Here is an 18,473-nt window from a genome sequence, read left to right as displayed (position 1 = left end):
CAGGCTGACAAGGGGAAATTTAAAATAACTTCCCGAGTGCGTATTTTTTCACCAAAAATAACTAAAGTGCCAGTTTTTCGAGCGTTTTGAAGCCATAACGTTGCAGCACGGGCAATAATTGTTCGGCTTCTGTCGTCATTGCCATACAGAATGCGACATTCTCATCGGTTGATTTCGCGTCCGGTGCTTCATGCTCTAATAACCAGGCCGTGCGACGTGCAATCGCGGCACCCGAATCCACCAGTCGCGTTCCCTCGGGCAGGACCTGTAAAAGCTCTTCCTGTAATAGAGGAAAATGGGTGCAGCCCAGCACCACCGTGTCGGGTGGTTCCGACATCCGCAGCCACGGACGTAGAATGCGACGCAACTCCTCCAGAGAGACCTTTTCGCCGTGCAGCTTCGCTTCCGCCAGTTCCACCAGCTCGGCGGAACCCAACATCGCAATCTGACATTCGTTAGCAAACCGTGCAATCAACTCATGGGTATACGAGCGCTTCACCGTCGCACGTGTAGCCAGCAGTCCCACAACGCCATTCGCCGTGAGTCGCGCCGCCGGTTTAATAGCAGGAACGACGCCCACAACCGGGAAGGCAAATTTCTCTCGTAACGCAGGAAGCGACACGGTGCTTGCAGTATTACACGCGATGACCGCAAGAGAGAGGGGATAGCGCTGCTGGACCGCAGTCACAATCTCAACAACACGCTCGACGATAAATTCCTCGCTCTTCTCACCATAAGGAAAGGCGACGTTATCAAAAGCGTATATATAGTGGAGATCCGGCAGGAGACTGCGGATCTCATTGTAGACCGACAACCCACCGACGCCGGAATCAAACACCAGCACGGTGGGACGTGGATCAGAAGGTGTAGCTGCCAGACAAGGTGTATTCCCGCCCTGCAGTTGCGTAGCCATAAACTGTCTCGTAATCTTTATCGAACAGGTTGGCGATTTTACCACGAACAGTCAGCTGTGAGGTGATTGGATATGCCACTGTCAGATCCCACAAGCTTACTCCACCCATTTTTACCGGTTGATTGGTGACGAAGTCCTTGTCGTATCGCGTTCCTAAATACTGATACGTTAAACCCCAGTCAAAATCGTAAACCTGCCAGTCAAGCTGATACTTCACCTGCTGCTTTGAACGACGCGCCAGCGGTTTATCGGTAATCGCATTACGTGCATCAACGTAATCGTAGCTCAGCGTGTGCGCCAACGGCCCAGTGTCGAAGTTCGCTGTAGCCTCAACACCTTTAATACGCACTTTGCCTTCGTTATAGTATTTTTTTGTGTGGGGGTTGTAATCGATCATGTTATCGATATCGTTGCGATACCCTGACAAACGCCAGTTCACATCCGCCGTTAGCCCTTCAAATGCCCCTTCCCACTGTTTGCTCTCTTCAGGATCCAGATGGGAATTTCCGTACATGCCATACAGTTGTCCCAGATTAGGTGCCTTGTAAGAGGTGCCGTAGGAGGCAATAAAACGATAGCCTTCGACAAACTCCCAGCCAGCGCTGGTTTGCCATGTGCCATGACGACCAAATTGGGAATTGTCATCACTGCGCGCCGCGCCTTCGAAAGTGAAATCACCCAATTGCTGTAATCCCGTCAAGTAGAGACCGGTATTCCGCTGGTCGTAACCGTCCGTGACATACCCGGTGCCAGGCTCCGTAGTTTGCTTTTGCCAGTCTACGCCAGCGCCCACGTTACCGTGACCAACCACCATGCTGTTTGACCACTGCACATTATATTGCTTCATCTCATCCAGCGTGGCCGAGGAGTCATAGCGGCCATAATCCGGATCATAGTTGTAGTCTTTACTGTGGCTATAGCTGGAAACCAGCTGCGACTGGATCAACTCACCATTGAATCGCAGTCCGGCATCCCAGCTTTGGCTATAGAGTTTCCGGGTATCCACTAACGGCGTCCCCGGATAATAACCCGAGTCATAATCTGTTCGGTTATCATAACCGTAACCGCGAACAAACCCGCTCCAGGTGTCAGAGAAGTTGTGTTCCAGCGCACCATACAGCGTCTTACTTAAGAAGCCGTCTTTGTCGGGCTGGGCCTGCGTACCGGTACTACCGTAAGCCACGACATCAAAGCCTTTGGTATAGGCATAATCGCCCATCAACGTGACGCGCGTATTTTCGCCAAGCTGTTGTTGGGTTGAGACATCGTAATTCTGGTAGCCATTGCTTCCCACGCCAGCGGTCAGTTCCGTCCCCGGCTTTTCGCGCGTGGTAATGATATTCACCACGCCGCCAATCGCATCAGAACCATAAATAGCCGAACGCGGTCCACGAATGTACTCAATACGTTGTACCAACGATACCGGGAACTGGCTAAGATCGGCTGCGCCGCTAACCCCTGCCAGGTTAAGACGCACACCGTCAATCAGCACCAGAACATGGCTGGCGTTGGTGCCGCGAATAGAAATAGACGAATTTTGTCCCATACCACCGTATTGGGCGATATCCACGCCTGGCAGGCGACGAAGCACATCATTCACGGAGGTGGATTGCCAGCGATCGATATCCTGACGCGTAACAACGGTGATAGGAGCAAGTACTGCGCTACGAGGCTGCTGAAAACGGTTGGCAGTGACGACGAGAGTATCTGGGCTAGCATCCTGCGCCCAACCAGAAAATGCCGTGACGGAAAGTGCCGTCCACAGCAACGATTTTTTAATCATTGTAAAGCATCCACAATATAAGAAGGATGCCGCAGGTCCCACCGATAGTACGCGATGATGAAAACCAGATGCGACGTTAGCCGGCAGGTCTTCGGGCTTGGAGGCGACTTAAAGAGACGATGACTTCCCACGGCAAGCCGCAGTGTCTGCACCAGGTGCGCTCATCTCCCACCTTCCTTACCGCTGCGCGTCAGCTCCAGATTCACACTGGATTCCCTTTTAACTCACAGGACCGGAAAACGGATGCTACAGTTTGTTACAACCGACTGTCCAGACCACGCATCACAATATCGGAAATCATCAATGACTGGACATCTGTTGAGCAATCCCTACAATCCCCGCGTACTTTTATTTTTCAGGACGCATCATGACCCCCGAACATCTTCCGACAGAACAGTACGACGCGCAGTTAGCTGAAAAAGTGGTGCGTCTGCAGAGCTTAATGACACCGTTTTATGCACAGGCTCCGGAAGTGTTTCGCTCACCGGTCAGTCACTACCGTATGCGCGCCGAATTCCGGCTGTGGCATGACGGTGATGACCTGTACCACATCATGTTCGATCAACAGACGAAAAGCCGTATTCGCGTCGACAGCTTCCCGGCGGCCAGCGAGCTTATCAACACGCTGATGACGGCAATGATTGAAGGGGTACGCGATAACCATGTCCTACGCCACAAACTGTTCCAGATTGATTACCTCACCACCCTGAGCGATCAAGCGGTGGTCTCGATGCTGTACCATAAAAAGCTGGATGACGAATGGCGTCAGGAAGCCGAAGCGCTACGGGACGCGCTGCGTGCGCAAAACCTGAACGTGCATCTGATTGGCCGGGCCACCAAAACCAAAATCGAGCTGGACCAGGACTATATTGACGAACGCTTGCCAGTCGCGGGGAAAGAGATCATCTATCGCCAGGTTGAGAACAGCTTCACCCAGCCGAATGCCGCGATGAATATTCAGATGCTGGAATGGGCGATTGATGTCACCAAAGGTTCTAAGGGCGACCTGCTTGAGCTGTACTGCGGTAATGGCAACTTCTCATTAGCCCTCGCGCAAAACTTCAACCGCGTGCTGGCGACTGAAATCGCCAAACCATCCGTGGCGGCTGCCCAGTACAACATTGCGGCTAACCATATTGATAACGTACAAATTATCCGCATGGCGGCAGAAGAGTTTACTCAGGCGATGAATGGGGTTCGCGAGTTCAACCGTTTGCAGGGGATCGATCTGAAGAGCTACCAGTGTGAAACCATTTTCGTTGACCCGCCGCGTAGCGGTCTGGACAGCGAAACGGAGAAAATGGTACAGGCGTATCCGCGGATTCTGTACATCTCCTGCAACCCGGAAACGCTGTGTAAGAATCTGGAAACGTTAAGCCAGACGCACAATGTTTCACGTCTGGCTCTGTTCGATCAGTTCCCGTATACGCACCATATGGAGTGTGGCGTGTTACTGACCGCGGGCCGGGCTTGCCCGGCCTACAAATATTATTCCGCAATTTCCTGCTTACGGTTACGCACTTTAAAGCCGATCCAGAACACCAGAATCACCGACAGTACCGCCGGGAAGAAGTTAGAACCAATATCCGGATATTCAGCGCGTACCACGGTGCTGTACAACAGAACGCCGAGAATAAAACAGGCGGCGGCCAGGCCTGGTAGCCCCACAGGCATGGTGCGGTTCTGATAGCGTTGATGCAGACAATAAACCGTCAGCACCAACGAAATAATCGGGAATACTGAGAATGGCACAATGGAGCTAAACAGCGCCGCAAATGTACCATTGATCGATAAGCCAGCAACCAGCGCCAGCAGCAGCGTACCTTTATCTTGACCTGACTGTTTCATTGCTCGTCCTTCTCGTTACTCGGAGTGGTGCGTCATCTTCTCTTGTTCACGGCGGTACCAATAAAATGCGCCTTTCGCGATCATGCGTAGTTGCAATACCAGCCGCTCTTCCAGTTGTCGACGCTGTTCAGCGCCAACATCCAGTGCTTCTGCCCCGGCGCTGAACACAATCGTTACCATGGCTTCGGCCTGCGCTTCAGTAAACGCACGAGGCATATGGTTTTCGAGTTCCAGATAGTCCGCAAGTTCCGCAATGAAGTGCTGAATTTCACGTGCGACCGCTGCACGAAACGCTGCGGAGGTTCCCGAACGCTCGCGCAATAATAAACGGAAGGCGTTGGGATTGTTGCCGATGAACTCCATAAATGTTGAGACCGAGGTACGGATCACACTCCCGCCTTTGGCGATACGCTGACGCGCCTGACGCATCAACTGACGCAGCATCAGACCACTTTCGTCCACCATCGTCAGCCCGAGCTCATCCACATCGCGGAAATGGCGATAAAACGAGGTTGGCGCAATGCCCGCTTCACGAGCAACTTCTCGTAAACTGAGACTGGCAAAACTACGCTCAGCACTGAGTTGACTAAATGCAGCCTCTACCAGCGAACGCCGGGTTTTCTCTTTTTGTTGCGCTCTAACGCCCATCACGATGTCTGAATCCTTCCACATACCTTGCTGGCACTATACCAGAGATTAGGCTGTTGGCATGGCTTTGTTAATGATTGTTTACGCGCAGTTTGTGCTTCGACTTCGCAAAAAAGCACAACGATAATTGGGTTATCCCGACAACGATGTTACTATTCTGTTGCTTTTATGTATAAGAACAGGTAAGCCTGACCATGTCACATTCCTACGATTACGATGCAATAGTAATAGGTTCCGGTCCCGGCGGCGAAGGCGCTGCAATGGGTCTGGTTAAACAGGGAGCGCGCGTCGCGGTGATTGAGCGCTATCATAACGTCGGCGGAGGCTGTACCCACTGGGGCACCATCCCGTCGAAAGCACTCCGCCACGCCGTCAGCCGCATTATTGAATTCAATCAGAACCCACTTTACAGCGACCATTCCCGACTTCTCCGTTCTTCCTTCGCCGATATTCTTAATCATGCTGATAACGTGATTAATCAGCAAACGCGCATGCGGCAAGGTTTTTACGAGCGTAATCACTGTGAGATTTTGCAGGGAAATGCCCGTTTTGTTGACGAACACACTATCGCCCTGGAATGCCACGACGGCACGGTGGAAACGCTGACCGCGGATAAATTTGTGATCGCCTGCGGTTCACGCCCTTATCGCCCTGTTGACGTCGACTTTTCGCATCCCCGGGTTTATGACAGCGACTCCATCCTGAGCCTACACCACGAACCTCGCCACGTTCTGATTTACGGCGCGGGGGTGATTGGCTGTGAATATGCGTCGATCTTCCGTGGAATGGACGTCAAAGTTGATTTAATCAACACCCGCGATCGTCTGCTGGCGTTCCTTGATCAAGAGATGTCCGACTCGCTCTCTTACCACTTCTGGAATAGCGGTGTGGTTATTCGCCACAATGAAGAGTACGAGAAGATTGAAGGTTGCGATGACGGCGTCATCATGCACCTGAAATCTGGTAAAAAACTGAAGGCTGACTGTCTGCTATACGCCAATGGCCGCACCGGTAATACCGATTCGCTGGCGCTGGAAAATATTGGTCTGAAAACCGACAGCCGTGGACAGCTCAAAGTGAATAGCATGTACCAGACGGCGCTGCCGCATGTATATGCTGTAGGGGATGTGATCGGCTATCCGAGTCTGGCATCGGCGGCCTACGATCAGGGACGTATTGCCGCCCTGGCACTGGTGAAAGGCGAAGCCACCGCGCATCTGATCGAAGATATCCCAACCGGGATTTATACCATTCCTGAAATCAGCTCCGTTGGTAAAACCGAACAGCAGCTTACGGCGATGAAAGTCCCATACGAAGTCGGCCGCGCCCAGTTTAAACATCTGGCACGTGCGCAAATCGTGGGCATGAGTGTCGGCACGTTGAAGATTCTGTTCCATCGCGAAACCAAAGAGATTCTGGGGATCCACTGCTTTGGGGAACGCGCGGCCGAAATTATTCACATCGGTCAGGCGATAATGGAGCAAAAAGGTGGTGGTAACACCATCGAGTACTTCGTTAACACCACCTTTAACTACCCAACCATGGCCGAAGCCTATCGGGTAGCGGCGCTAAATGGCTTAAACCGCCTGTTTTAACGCACTGTCGAAATGGCCATCCATTGATCCACGGATGGCCTCTGCCAGCTGTTCATAACGGCTGCGCAGCGGCGAACCTGGACGATACACCAGGCCAATCGTGCGGCGCGGTTCTGGCTTAATGCATGGCAGATAGACAACACCATCACGCTTACGCTCCGACGGAACAGCCAGCGCAGGCAGTAACGTAATACCGCTACCTGCCGCCACCATATTACGCAGCGTTTCCAGACTGGTTGCCCGGAAATGGGTATCTTCATCCGCACCGGCTTCAAAGCAGAAGCCCATGGCCTGATCGCGCAGGCAGTGGCCATCTTCCAGCATCAGCAGTTTTTCACCCGCCAGATCGGACATCGGTACACAGTCACGGTTTGCCCACGGATGATCTTCATAGATCGCCAGCATCATTGGCTCATCAAATAACGGAACTTCGATGAATGCCTCACTCTCTTTCACCAGCGCCAGAATGACGCAGTCGAGCTTACCGCTATCCAGTTGCGCCAACAGCTGATGCGTCTGCGCCTCATGCAGATACATTTCCAGTTTTGGGAAGGTCTGGTGCAACATAGGAATGATATGCGGCAGTAGGTATGGCCCCACTGTTGGGATCAAACCTATATGCAGCGGGCCAGACATCGTCTCGCCTTGTTGGCTTGCCATCTCCTTGAGCACTTTGACCTCGCGCAGCACGGTGCGCGCCTGATCCACCAGCAGCAGACCTGCCTGAGTGAACAGCACCTTACGACTCGTACGCTCCAGCAGCATGACGCCCAGCTCATCTTCCAGCTTACGGATCTGTCCGCTCAGCGTTGGCTGGCTAACGTGACAGGAGTCTGCCGCCCGTCGGAAGTGACGATGTTCGGCAAGCGCCACCAGGTATTCAAGATCACGAATATTCATTATTCATCCTCCATCGCCACGATAGTTCGTAGCGATAGGTAGCATAGCAACGAACGATTATCCCTATCAAGCTTTCTGTTTAATAATGCACCACAGAAACGGAACGGTACCCCTTTAACCCTTGAAGCTACTGTCCGTTTAGAGAGTTTCTCTCATACTCGAAATAACTAAAGCCAACGTGAACTTTTGCGGACCTTGCGTCCGCATTTTTTTTGCATAAAAAAGCCCGGCGTGATGCCAGGCTCTGATCACTGTTTGCCTGATGGCGCTATGCTTATCAGGCCTACAAAGACAAAAGTTACGCCAGACGCGCCTTCGCGTAATCAATCGCTTGCGCAACCTGCTGCGGCGACACGCCACCTTTCGCCGCACGTTTATCCAGGCAAGATTGCAACGAGAGGATCGGGTAAACGTCATCGCCAATCACCTGGCTAAACTTTTGTAAGTCGGCAAGCGACAGCGCTTCCAGCGGTTTGCCCTGGCGAATCGCCTCAACCACCGTTTCGCCCACAATGTGGTGCGCTTCGCGGAACGGAACACCTTTCGCTACCAGATAATCCGCCAACTCAGTGGCGTTGGCATAACCCTGCTGCGCCGCTTCCTGACAACGTGGACGTTTCACCTGAATGCCATCCAGCACCAGCGCGGCCATATGCAGACAATCCAGCCAGGTGTCGAGCGCATCGAACAGCCCTTCTTTGTCTTCCTGCATATCTTTGTTATACGCCAGCGGTAGGCCTTTTAAGGTCATCATCATCCCGGTCAACGCTCCCTGCACACGACCGCATTTACCACGGATTAATTCCAACGCATCCGGGTTTTTCTTCTGCGGCATCAGGGATGAACCAGAGGTCACTCGATCGGACAGCTCGACAAAGCCCGCTTCACCGGTATTAAAGAAAATCAGGTCTTCAGCAAAACGCGACAGGTGCACCATGCCGATAGAGGCGTCGGAGAGTAACTCCAGCACGTGGTCACGATCGGAAACGCTGTCCAGACTGTTGCGCGTTGCCGAAGCAAAGCCCAGCCAGCCAGCCAGTTGTTCGCGATCGATTTCATATGCCGTACCCGCCAGCGCGCCGCAGCCCAGAGGACTGACGTCCAGACGCTTAAGCGCATCCTGCAGACGGCTCTCATCACGCGCCAGCATTTCGACATAGGCCAGGCACCAGTGGGCAAACGTCACCGGCTGCGCACGTTGCAGGTGGGTGTAACCCGGCATCACGGCATCCTGGTTATTCTCCGCCGTCACCACCAGCGCGCTTTGCAACTGGCGGTTGGCAGAGAGTAATTCAATAACCGTGTCTTTACACCACAGTTTAAGATCGGTCGCCACCTGATCATTACGGCTACGCCCGGTATGCAGTTTTTTACCAAGCTGGCCGACTTTATCAATCAGCTTACCTTCCACCCAACTGTGAATATCTTCGGCATCGCTTTGCAGGATCTGTTGCGGATTGGCACGAACCTCTTCCAGCAGCGTGTTCAGCGCCTCTTCCAGTTGCAGCTGTTCATCGGCAGTCAGTACGCCGACCGTTACCAACGCTTTGGACCAGGCCACAGAGCCGACAATATCCTGTTCTGCCAGGCGGTAGTCAAAACGCAACGAGTCGTTGAACTGTTTGAACCGCTGATCTGCTGCCTGTGTAAAACGCCCACCCCAAAGTGCCATAACATGCTTCCTTAAATTCTTTTAATTTCAATGCCGGATGGCGCTACGCTTATCCGGCCTACAGGTTCTGTTCACGTAGGCCCGATAAGGCGTAGCCGCCATCGGGCATACAAATACTTAAGCCAGAATACGGGTACCGATAGGCGTGCCGTTAAACAACGCCGGGAGTTGCTCAGCATGACGCCAGGAGGCGATATCCACCGGGCGGCCCAGCGTGCGTGCGGCATCCAGCGCCGCATTGACCTTCACGATCATGCCATCGGTAATAATCCCCTGGTCGATCAACTGCTCCGCTTTCGCGGCGGTCATTTCGGCAATGCGCTGACCTTTACCATCCAGAATACCACTCACATCAGAGAGCAGGATCAGATCCGCACCCAACGTTGCCGCCAGCGCTGTTGCCGCCTGATCGGCGTTAACGTTCATCAGCAGTCCATCTTCAGTGACGCCAATGGAGCTGACTACCGGCAGAAAGCCGCTTTCCAGCAGCGTGTTAATTAGCTTAGGCGAACCCGGTTGCGCGAGTCCAACATGACCTAGCTCTTTATCGAGCGGCGTCACTTTTACGCTGTCGCCATCGCCAAGATACAGGCCCACAGAGGCGATTTGATGTTTTTTCGCCCAGGCCAGTAAGGTTTTATTCGCCGTACCCGCCAGGGCGCCAGTGATAATGTCTATCTGATCGGCAGGGGTGACGCGCAGACCGTTTTTCTTTTTCACCGGCAGATTCAACTGCTTCATTAGTTCATCAACCACGCAGCCGCCGCCGTGCACAATAATCAGCGGACGCTGATGCGACTCACGATAATTCACCAGGGCGGTAAACAGTCGCTCCAGCGCCTCTTCGCTATCAAGTAAAACACCGCCCAGCTTGATAATTAATGGATTCATTGTTGCACCCTTAAATAAGAGACTGCGTTTCAGCAAAGCCGAAACGGATATTTGCGCACTGCATCGCCTGTGCCGCCGCGCCTTTTAATAAGTTATCTTCGGTCGCCACCACGATCAGGTGCTCTCCCTGCACGGCGAACCCAATATCACAAAACGGTAAGCCCACCACATTCTTCAGGGCCGGAACGCCTTTATCGTACAGGCGTACCAGTGGTTTATCACCATACGCTTGTTGCAGTGTCTGGGCCACCTGCGCATGGGTTACGCCCGCTTTCAGACGGCAAGTGATCGTTTCCAGAATTCCGCGCGGGAAGTTCCCCAGATGCGGGGTGAAGATCACTTCCGCGCCGAGGTGAGTTGCGATTTCCGGCTGATGACGATGGGTAAACACGCCATACGGCTGCAGGCTCACTTCGCAAAAGCTGTTCGAGATAGCCGCTTTACGGCCTGCCCCGCTGACGCCGCTGGTAGCGTTAATCACCGGCCACTGGCTGAGATCCAGCAGCCCAGCGTCAATCAGAGGTTTCAGCGACAATTGCGCCGCCGTCGGATAACAACCTGGTACGGCAACCAGATTTGCTTCTTTCAGTTGCTCTGCGTTCCACTCCGCCAGCCCGTACACCGCCTGCTCCAGCAGGTCGGGGTGCTGATGGGTAAAGCCATAATATTTTTCATAGAACGCGCCATCGTTAACACGAAACGCGCCTGAAAGATCAAACACCACACATCCGGCCTGCAAAAACTGCGGGGCCAGATCATGACTGACCTCATGCGCTGTGGCGAGGAACACAATGTCCACCCCTGCGCTAAACTCGCTGATATCCGACATTGGCTGCAACGGTAAATCGACAATGCCTTTCAACTGCGGATGCAAATCGGAGATGAGTTTTCCTGCATCATTGCTTTGCGCTGAGACGGTCAAAGCGGTTATGTTCATATCAGGATGGCGATTTACATAGGTCACAAGCTCTGCGCCAGCATAGCCGCTGGCGCCCACAATCAGCGTATTCAACATCGGGGCAGCTCACCTTCTTAGATTCTGTTGCCAGGTATAAGCCTTTATCACCTCACCTTACACTTGGTGGGTTTTATTACGCTCAACGTTAATGTATTTTTATTCACAAATATTGCATGAATATTGATACTATCATGACCCGAGGTGTGTCAACAATGAAAAACAATTTACCGCCATTTATCGAGATTTACCGCGCTCTGATTGCCACGCCATCGATTAGCGCCACCGAAGAAGCACTGGATCAAAGCAATGCAGGTTTAATCACTCTGCTGGCGGGCTGGTTTAAAGATTTAGGCTTCAATGTAGAGGTTCAGCCGGTTCCCGACACGCGCAATAAATTCAATATGCTGGCGAGCATTGGACAAGGGGCTGGCGGTCTGTTGTTAGCGGGTCATACCGATACCGTGCCGTTTGACGACGGACGCTGGACACGCGATCCGTTCACTCTGACCGAGCATGACAATAAGCTCTACGGCCTGGGTACGGCAGATATGAAGGGCTTCTTCGCGTTTATCCTCGACGCGCTGCGTGACGTGGACGTAACGAAGCTGAAAAAGCCCCTCTACATTTTGGCCACTGCCGACGAAGAGACCAGCATGGCGGGAGCGCGCTACTTTTCTGAAACCACCGCTCTGCGTCCGGACTGCGCGATCATTGGCGAACCCACCTCCCTGCAACCGGTGCGTGCGCACAAAGGGCATATCTCTAATGCAATTCGCATTTTGGGGCAGTCGGGTCACTCAAGCGATCCAGCGCGTGGCGTCAATGCGATTGAACTGATGCATGATGCCATCGGCCATATCATGACTCTGCGCGATGACCTGAAAGAACGCTATCACCATGACGCTTTTACCGTTCCGTACCCGACGTTAAATTTGGGTCATATCCACGGTGGCGACGCCGCCAACCGAATCTGCGCCTGCTGCGAGCTGCATATGGATATTCGCCCGCTGCCCGGCATGACGCTCAACGATCTTAATGGTTTACTTAACGATGCGCTGGCCCCTGTCAGCGAGCGTTGGCCGGGTCGCCTGACGGTGTCGGAACTGCATCCGCCTATTCCTGGCTATGAGTGTCCGCCAGACCATCAGTTGGTTGAAGTCGTCGAAAAACTGCTGGGAGCGCAAACGGAAGTGGTGAACTACTGCACTGAAGCGCCGTTTATCCAGACGCTTTGCCCGACGCTGGTGTTGGGCCCAGGCTCCATTAATCAGGCACATCAGCCAGATGAATACCTGGAAACACGCTTCATTAAGCCAACTCGCGAATTGATCACCCAGGTTGTGCATCATTTCTGCTGGCATTAATCGTTTATAACCTTGCTCATCCTTCAGCGGCGAGCAAGGTCATTTATTAACATTTTCATAAGCACAGCTTATTTGATTCGATGTGAATTAAATAACGTAAATTCCCGCCATTTTTTCGTTTGCTGAACCGATTTCGCAGCAATTGACGTCACGAGTTTTACGTGGCTTTATAAAAGACGGCGAAAAAATTAAGTCCGGAAAATTTCACGTTGCAGCAGTGTTGACGGCGGCGCGAAAGATACAGGACATTTACAAAAGAGATGGGGTGTCTGGGTTAATATGAACGAACAATATTCCGCGTTGCGTAGTAATGTCAGTATGCTCGGCAAAGTGCTGGGAGAGACCATTAAGGATGCGCTGGGAGAGCACATTCTTGATCGCGTAGAAACAATCCGTAAGCTGTCCAAATCATCCCGCGCTGGCAATGAAGTCAATCGCCAGGAGCTACTCACTACACTGCAAAACCTGTCTAACGACGAGCTGCTACCGGTTGCCCGTGCGTTTAGCCAGTTCCTGAACCTGGCTAACACCGCCGAGCAATACCACAGCATTTCGCCTAAAGGCGAAGCAGCCAGCAACCCGGAAGTGATTGCTCGCACTCTGCGTAAATTGAAAGACCAGCCCAATCTCGATGAAGCCACCATCAAAGAAGCCGTGGAGTCACTCTCCCTGGAGCTGGTTCTGACTGCCCACCCGACAGAAATCACCCGTCGTACGTTGATCCATAAAATGGGTGAAGTAAACGCCTGTCTCAAACAGCTTGATAACAAAGATCTCGTCGATTATGAACGCCATCAACTGATGCGCCGTCTGCGCCAGTTGATTGCCCAGTCCTGGCATACGGATGAGATCCGCAAGATACGCCCAAGCCCGGTCGATGAAGCCAAATGGGGCTTCGCCGTGGTCGAAAACAGCCTGTGGGAAGGCGTGCCGAACTATCTGCGCGAACTGAACGAACAGTTAGAAGAGAATCTGGGTTATAAGCTGCCCGTTGATTTTGTTCCGGTTCGCTTTACCTCCTGGATGGGCGGCGACCGTGACGGCAACCCGAACGTGACGGCGGATATCACCCGTCACGTGCTATTGCTCAGCCGTTGGAAAGCCACCGACCTGTTCCTGAAAGACATTCAGTTTCTGATCTCTGAACTGTCGATGGTGGATGCCACGCCGGAACTGCTGGCGCTGGTAGGTGAAGAAGGCGCAGCAGAACCATACCGTTATCTGATGAAAACCCTGCGTTCACGTCTGATGGCAACTCAAGCCTGGCTGGAAGCCCGTCTGAAAGGCGAGAAATTACCGAAACCTGCCGGCCTTCTCACCCAAAACGAACAGCTCTGGGATCCGCTGTACGCGTGTTATCAGTCTCTGCAAGCCTGTGGCATGGGCATCATCGCCAATGGCGAACTGCTCGACACCTTGCGCCGCGTGAAATGTTTCGGCGTGCCGCTGGTACGTATTGATATTCGTCAGGAAAGTACCCGTCACACTGAAGCGCTGGGCGAACTGACCCGGTATCTGGGCATTGGCGACTACGAAAACTGGTCAGAAGCGGATAAACAGGCTTTCTTGATCCGCGAACTGAACTCCAAGCGTCCGCTTCTGCCACGTAACTGGGAACCAAGCAATGATACCCGCGAAGTGCTCGACACCTGCCGCGTCATTGCCGAAGCTCCGTATGGCTCCATTGCCGCCTATGTTATCTCGATGGCGAAAACGCCGTCCGATGTATTGGCCGTACATCTGCTGTTGAAAGAAGCCGGGATCGGTTTTGCTATGCCGGTTGCGCCGCTGTTTGAAACGCTGGACGACCTCAACAATGCTGATGACGTCATGTCCCAGCTCTTGAATATCGACTGGTACCGCGGCTTTATTCAGGGCAAACAAATGGTCATGATTGGCTACTCTGATTCCGCAAAAGACGCGGGCGTGATGGCGGCCTCCTGGGCGCAATATCAGGCCCAGGACGCGCTGATCAAAACCTGCGAAAAAGCCGGCATCGAGCTGACGCTGTTCCACGGTCGCGGTGGTTCCATTGGCCGCGGCGGCGCGCCTGCGCATGCCGCACTGCTTTCTCAACCGCCAGGCAGCCTGAAAGGTGGCCTACGCGTGACGGAACAAGGGGAGATGATCCGCTTTAAGTACGGCCTGCCGGAAGTCACCATCAGCAGCCTGTCGCTTTATACCGCAGCCATCCTGGAGGCCAACCTGTTACCGCCGCCAGAGCCGAAAGATAACTGGCGCCATATCATGGATGAGCTTTCTGATATCTCGTGTGAGCTCTACCGTGGATATGTACGTGAAAACAAAGACTTCGTCCCTTACTTCCGCTCCGCAACACCAGAGCAGGAACTGGGTAAATTGCCGCTCGGCTCACGTCCGGCAAAACGCCGCCCGACTGGTGGGGTAGAGTCTCTGCGCGCCATTCCGTGGATCTTTGCCTGGACGCAAAACCGCCTGATGCTCCCGGCATGGCTGGGTGCTGGCACCGCGCTGCAAAAAGTGGTGGAAGACGGTAAGCAAAGCGAACTCGAAGCAATGTGCCGCGACTGGCCATTCTTCTCCACACGCCTTGGCATGCTGGAAATGGTTTTCGCTAAAGCAGACCTGTGGCTGGCTGAATACTACGATCAACGTCTGGTCAAAAAAGAGTTGTGGCCGCTCGGCGAAGAACTGCGTCAGCGCCTGGAAGCAGATATCGACGTCGTGCTGGCGATTGCCAATGATTCACATCTGATGGCCGACCTGCCGTGGATTGCCGAATCTATCCAGTTAAGGAATGTTTATACCGATCCGCTGAACGTTTTACAGGCAGAGCTGTTACATCGCTCGCGCCTGGCGGAAGAGCAAGGCAATGCGCCAGATCCACGCGTTGAACAAGCGCTGATGGTAACTATCGCTGGTGTTGCCGCCGGTATGCGTAACACAGGCTAACGTCCCCTCCCGTCGCCTTCGTGCTATTGCGTGAAGGCGACATCAAAAATCGCTGTTATAACTGCTTCATTTTCAATATATTCCCGCCTGTATATATTCACTCAATGAATATATAAACAACAGAACACGATACTAACATCGTGATGCTTCACTTCCTCTTAAGGTTTAGCCGCTACTCTTGGCGCTACGATTAAAGACAGGCTCACACTATGCAATCCTTACAACCCCAGTCTAAACCTGCATTTAGCTGGAAAGCCCTGGGTTGGGCGCTCCTCTATTTTTGGTTTTTTTCCTCATTACTGCAGGCCGTTATCTATTTTAGCGGCTACAGCGGATCTACCGGTTTACGCGACTCCTTGCTATTCAGTTCGCTATGGCTGATCCCTGTATTCCTGTTTCCAAACCGTATCCGCGCGATCGCTGCCGTTATTGGCGTCATGCTATGGGCGGCCTCGCTGGCGGCTCTGAGCTATTACGTCATTTATGGACAAGAGTTCTCGCAAAGCGTTCTGTACGTAATGTTTGAAACCAATGCGAACGAAGCCAGCGAATATCTGAGCCAATATTTCAGCCTGAAAATTGTGTTAATCGCGCTGGCGTATACGGCAATGGCGATTCTGCTGTGGACGCGTCTGCGCCCTGTTCATATTCCATCGCCCTGGCGCTATCTGGTGTCTTTCGCACTGTTATATGGCTTGATTCTGCACCCAATGGCGGTTAACACGTTCATCAAACATAAACCGTTTGAAAAAACGCTGGATGGTCTCGCTTCGCGGATGGAGCCCGCCGCACCGTGGCAATTTATCTCCGGTTATTATCAGTATCGCCAGCAGTTAACCGCACTGAATAGCCTGCTGAATGAAAACAATGCCCTGCCGCCGCTGGCCAACTTTAAGGACCATTCCGGTGACGCACCACGTACATTAGTGCTGGTAATTGGTGAGTCAACGCAGCGTGGTCGAATGAGCCTGTACGGTTACCCACGCGAAACCACACCGGAACTGGATGCGCTGCATAAAACCGATCCTAACTTCACCGTTTTCAATAATGTCGTGACCTCACGTCCGTATACCATTGAAATCCTGCAGCAGGCGCTGACCTTTGCCAACGAGAAGAACCCGGATCTGTATCTGACCCAGCCATCCCTGATGAACATGATGAAACAGGCGGGTTATAAAACATTCTGGATCACCAATCAGCAGACAATGACTGCCCGCAACACCATGCTGACGGTGTTCTCTAAGCAGACAGATAAGCAGTTCTATATGAACCAGCAGCGTACGCAAAGTGCGCGCGAATATGACAGCAATGTGCTGGCGCCATTTAAAGAAGTCCTGGCCGACCCGGCACCGAAAAAATTCATCATCGTTCACCTGCTGGGTACCCATATTAAGTACAAATTCCGTTATCCGGATGGTCAGGGCAAGTTCGACAACAATATCGACAACGTTCCCGCTGGTTTGGGTAATGATGAGCTGGAAGCCTACAACGATTACGACAGCGCGAATGTCTACAATGACCACATCATTGCCAGCCTGATCAAAGACTACAAAGCGACCGATCCGAACGGTTTCCTGCTGTATTTCTCCGATCATGGTGAAGAGGTGTACGACACGCCACCGCATAAAACGCAGGGCCGTAATGAAGACAATCCGACACGCCATATGTATACGGTGCCGTTCTTATTATGGACCTCGGAAAAATGGCAGGCCGCGCATCCTCGGGACTTCTCGCAGGATGTGAATCGTAAATACAGCAGCTCAGAGCTAATCCATACCTGGTCTGATTTAGCAGGCTTCACTTACGATGGCTTCGATCCAACGCGTTCCATTACCAGCCCGCAGTTCAAAGAGACGACTCGCTGGATTGGCAATCCATACAAGAAGAATGCCCTGATTGATTACGATACCTTGCCTTACGGCGATCAAATCGGTAATCAATAATCCCACACAGGCCACTCTTTAAGAGTGGCCTTTTTTTATGATGGCGGTTACTGTTCTCCCTGTCTGCTGCCTGCAAGGGATTAACATGTATCACGACATCAGCCATCTTCTCGCCCGCCTGATTAACGGCCCCACACCGCTGCGCCAGATTTATTTTGCCAGTACCAGTAGCCCAACGCCGGAACTGGCATATCAGGTTGATTTTCCCCGGCTGGAGATTGTGCTGGAAGGTGAGTTCACCGATAACGGCGTTGCAGGCGCTCCCGCGACGTTACTCCCTGGCGATGTACTGTTTGTTCCGGCTAGCGGCTGGAACTTCCCCCAGTGGCACACACCGGTGACCACACTCAGCATCCTGTTCGGCAAACAGCAATTGGGTTTCAACGTCGTTCAGTGGGACGGCAAGCAATATCAAAACCTCGCCAGGCAGCATGTCGCACGGCGTGGACCGCGTATTGGCTCTTTCCTGCTACAAACGCTTAATGAAATACAGATGCAGCCGCAGGAGCAGCAAACGGCCAGACTGATCGTCGCGAGCTTACTGAGCCACTGCCGCGATCTGCTCGGCAGCCAGATCCAGACCGCGTCGCGCAGTCAGGCGCTGTTCGAAGCCATTCGCGACTATATTGACGAGCGCTACGCTTCGCCGCTTACCCGGGAATCAGTCGCGCAAGCGTTCTACATCTCGCCCAATTACCTCTCCCACCTGTTTCAAAAAACGGGCGCAATCGGTTTTAACGAATACCTGAACCACACGCGACTTGAACACGCGAAGACGCTGCTGAAGGGTTATGAGCTGAAGATTAAAGAAGTGGCGCACACCTGCGGGTTTGTTGACAGCAACTACTTCTGCCGCCTGTTTCGCAAGAATACCGAACGTTCGCCATCAGAATATCGCCGGCAATATCACAGCCAGTTGACGGAGAAAGCGATCCGCCAGCAATAAAGAAGATAAAAACAACATTAACTGGATTTTTGTAATATCAAAAGCTAACTCACCATCCCCATCACCGCAACAAACCCTATC

Annotated in this window: 13 protein-coding genes, 1 pseudogene and 1 riboswitch; of the genes and pseudogenes, 6 read left to right on the top strand and 8 right to left on the bottom strand. The window is 52.8% G+C overall.

The genetic code is table 11. From position 1 onward, the window contains the following. Positions 1 to 61 precede the first annotated feature (61 nt). Positions 62 to 913 carry a glutamate racemase gene (murI, locus tag FDX14_RS23630; protein ID WP_042313333.1) on the bottom strand — a complete coding sequence of 284 codons (852 nt, stop codon included), beginning with the start codon at positions 911 to 913 and terminating at the stop codon, positions 62 to 64. After that, positions 858 to 2,696 (bottom strand): TonB-dependent vitamin B12 receptor BtuB, encoded by a 1,839-nt coding sequence (gene btuB / locus FDX14_RS23625; RefSeq protein WP_042313335.1) that lies wholly within the window; start codon positions 2,694 to 2,696, stop codon positions 858 to 860. Before btuB ends, murI begins: the two co-directional genes overlap by 56 nt. Before the next feature lie 65 nt (positions 2,697 to 2,761). Continuing rightward, a riboswitch (cobalamin riboswitch) is annotated at positions 2,762 to 2,948 on the bottom strand. A 115-nt stretch (positions 2,949 to 3,063) separates the two neighbouring features. Between btuB and trmA the strand changes: the two are divergent. Then, a pseudogene (gene trmA / locus FDX14_RS23620) lies at positions 3,064 to 4,158 on the top strand (tRNA (uridine(54)-C5)-methyltransferase TrmA); the annotation flags it as partial. 26 nt (positions 4,159 to 4,184) lie between these two features. Here trmA and FDX14_RS23615 read toward each other — a convergent pair. Both FDX14_RS23615 and fabR read right to left on the bottom strand, forming a co-directional pair. Next, the gene (locus FDX14_RS23615) at positions 4,185 to 4,544 is read right to left on the bottom strand and encodes a YijD family membrane protein (protein ID WP_003825114.1); all 360 of its coding nucleotides are present in this window, start codon (positions 4,542 to 4,544) and stop codon (positions 4,185 to 4,187) included. Positions 4,545 to 4,559: 15 nt separating this feature from the next. Then, positions 4,560 to 5,195, bottom strand: a complete 636-nt coding sequence (gene fabR, locus FDX14_RS23610; RefSeq protein ID WP_003028862.1) for an HTH-type transcriptional repressor FabR — start codon at positions 5,193 to 5,195, stop codon at positions 4,560 to 4,562. 191 nt (positions 5,196 to 5,386) lie between these two features. On the opposite strand from fabR, the gene sthA reads away from it, so the two are divergent. Next, on the top strand, positions 5,387 to 6,787 hold the full coding sequence (gene sthA, locus FDX14_RS23605; RefSeq protein ID WP_042313339.1) for a Si-specific NAD(P)(+) transhydrogenase: 1,401 nt from the start codon (positions 5,387 to 5,389) through the stop codon (positions 6,785 to 6,787). On the opposite strand, the gene oxyR is transcribed toward sthA, so the two are convergent. The 4 genes from oxyR to argC form a co-directional block, all read right to left on the bottom strand. Then, the gene (gene oxyR / locus FDX14_RS23600; RefSeq protein WP_038636079.1) at positions 6,770 to 7,687 is read right to left on the bottom strand and encodes a DNA-binding transcriptional regulator OxyR; all 918 of its coding nucleotides are present in this window, start codon (positions 7,685 to 7,687) and stop codon (positions 6,770 to 6,772) included. The genes sthA and oxyR overlap by 18 nt on opposite strands. A 298-nt stretch (positions 7,688 to 7,985) precedes the next feature. Next, positions 7,986 to 9,359, bottom strand: a complete 1,374-nt coding sequence (gene argH / locus FDX14_RS23595) for an argininosuccinate lyase (RefSeq protein WP_137350367.1) — start codon at positions 9,357 to 9,359, stop codon at positions 7,986 to 7,988. 117 nt (positions 9,360 to 9,476) lie between these two features. Beyond that, positions 9,477 to 10,250 (bottom strand): acetylglutamate kinase, encoded by a 774-nt coding sequence (gene argB / locus FDX14_RS23590; protein ID WP_042313345.1) that lies wholly within the window; start codon positions 10,248 to 10,250, stop codon positions 9,477 to 9,479. 10 nt (positions 10,251 to 10,260) lie between these two features. Beyond that, the gene (gene argC / locus FDX14_RS23585) at positions 10,261 to 11,265 is read right to left on the bottom strand and encodes an N-acetyl-gamma-glutamyl-phosphate reductase (RefSeq protein ID WP_137350366.1); all 1,005 of its coding nucleotides are present in this window, start codon (positions 11,263 to 11,265) and stop codon (positions 10,261 to 10,263) included. A 155-nt stretch (positions 11,266 to 11,420) separates the two neighbouring features. Between argC and argE the strand changes: the two genes are divergently transcribed. The 4 genes from argE (at position 11,421) to FDX14_RS23560 (ending at position 18,392) form a co-directional block, all read left to right on the top strand. Beyond that, a complete protein-coding gene (gene argE / locus FDX14_RS23580) occupies positions 11,421 to 12,572 on the top strand; it encodes an acetylornithine deacetylase (RefSeq protein WP_047025879.1) in 1,152 nt (383 codons plus the stop codon). A gap of 279 nt (positions 12,573 to 12,851) precedes the next feature. Further along, positions 12,852 to 15,503 carry a phosphoenolpyruvate carboxylase gene (ppc, locus tag FDX14_RS23575; protein ID WP_079225698.1) on the top strand — a complete coding sequence of 884 codons (2,652 nt, stop codon included), beginning with the start codon at positions 12,852 to 12,854 and terminating at the stop codon, positions 15,501 to 15,503. A gap of 209 nt (positions 15,504 to 15,712) precedes the next feature. Continuing rightward, positions 15,713 to 17,446: a phosphoethanolamine transferase CptA gene (locus FDX14_RS23570; RefSeq protein WP_042313354.1), complete on the top strand. Its 1,734-nt coding sequence runs from the start codon at positions 15,713 to 15,715 to the stop codon at positions 17,444 to 17,446. An 85-nt stretch (positions 17,447 to 17,531) separates the two neighbouring features. Further along, on the top strand, positions 17,532 to 18,392 hold the full coding sequence (locus FDX14_RS23560; protein ID WP_137350364.1) for a helix-turn-helix transcriptional regulator: 861 nt from the start codon (positions 17,532 to 17,534) through the stop codon (positions 18,390 to 18,392). The last annotated feature ends 81 nt before the right edge of the window (positions 18,393 to 18,473 follow it).

This window comes from Citrobacter sp. wls710 (assembly GCF_005281115.1).
Classification (GTDB): Bacteria; Pseudomonadota; Gammaproteobacteria; order Enterobacterales; family Enterobacteriaceae; genus Citrobacter; species Citrobacter werkmanii.
This window is presented reverse-complemented; position numbering and strand designations above follow the sequence as displayed.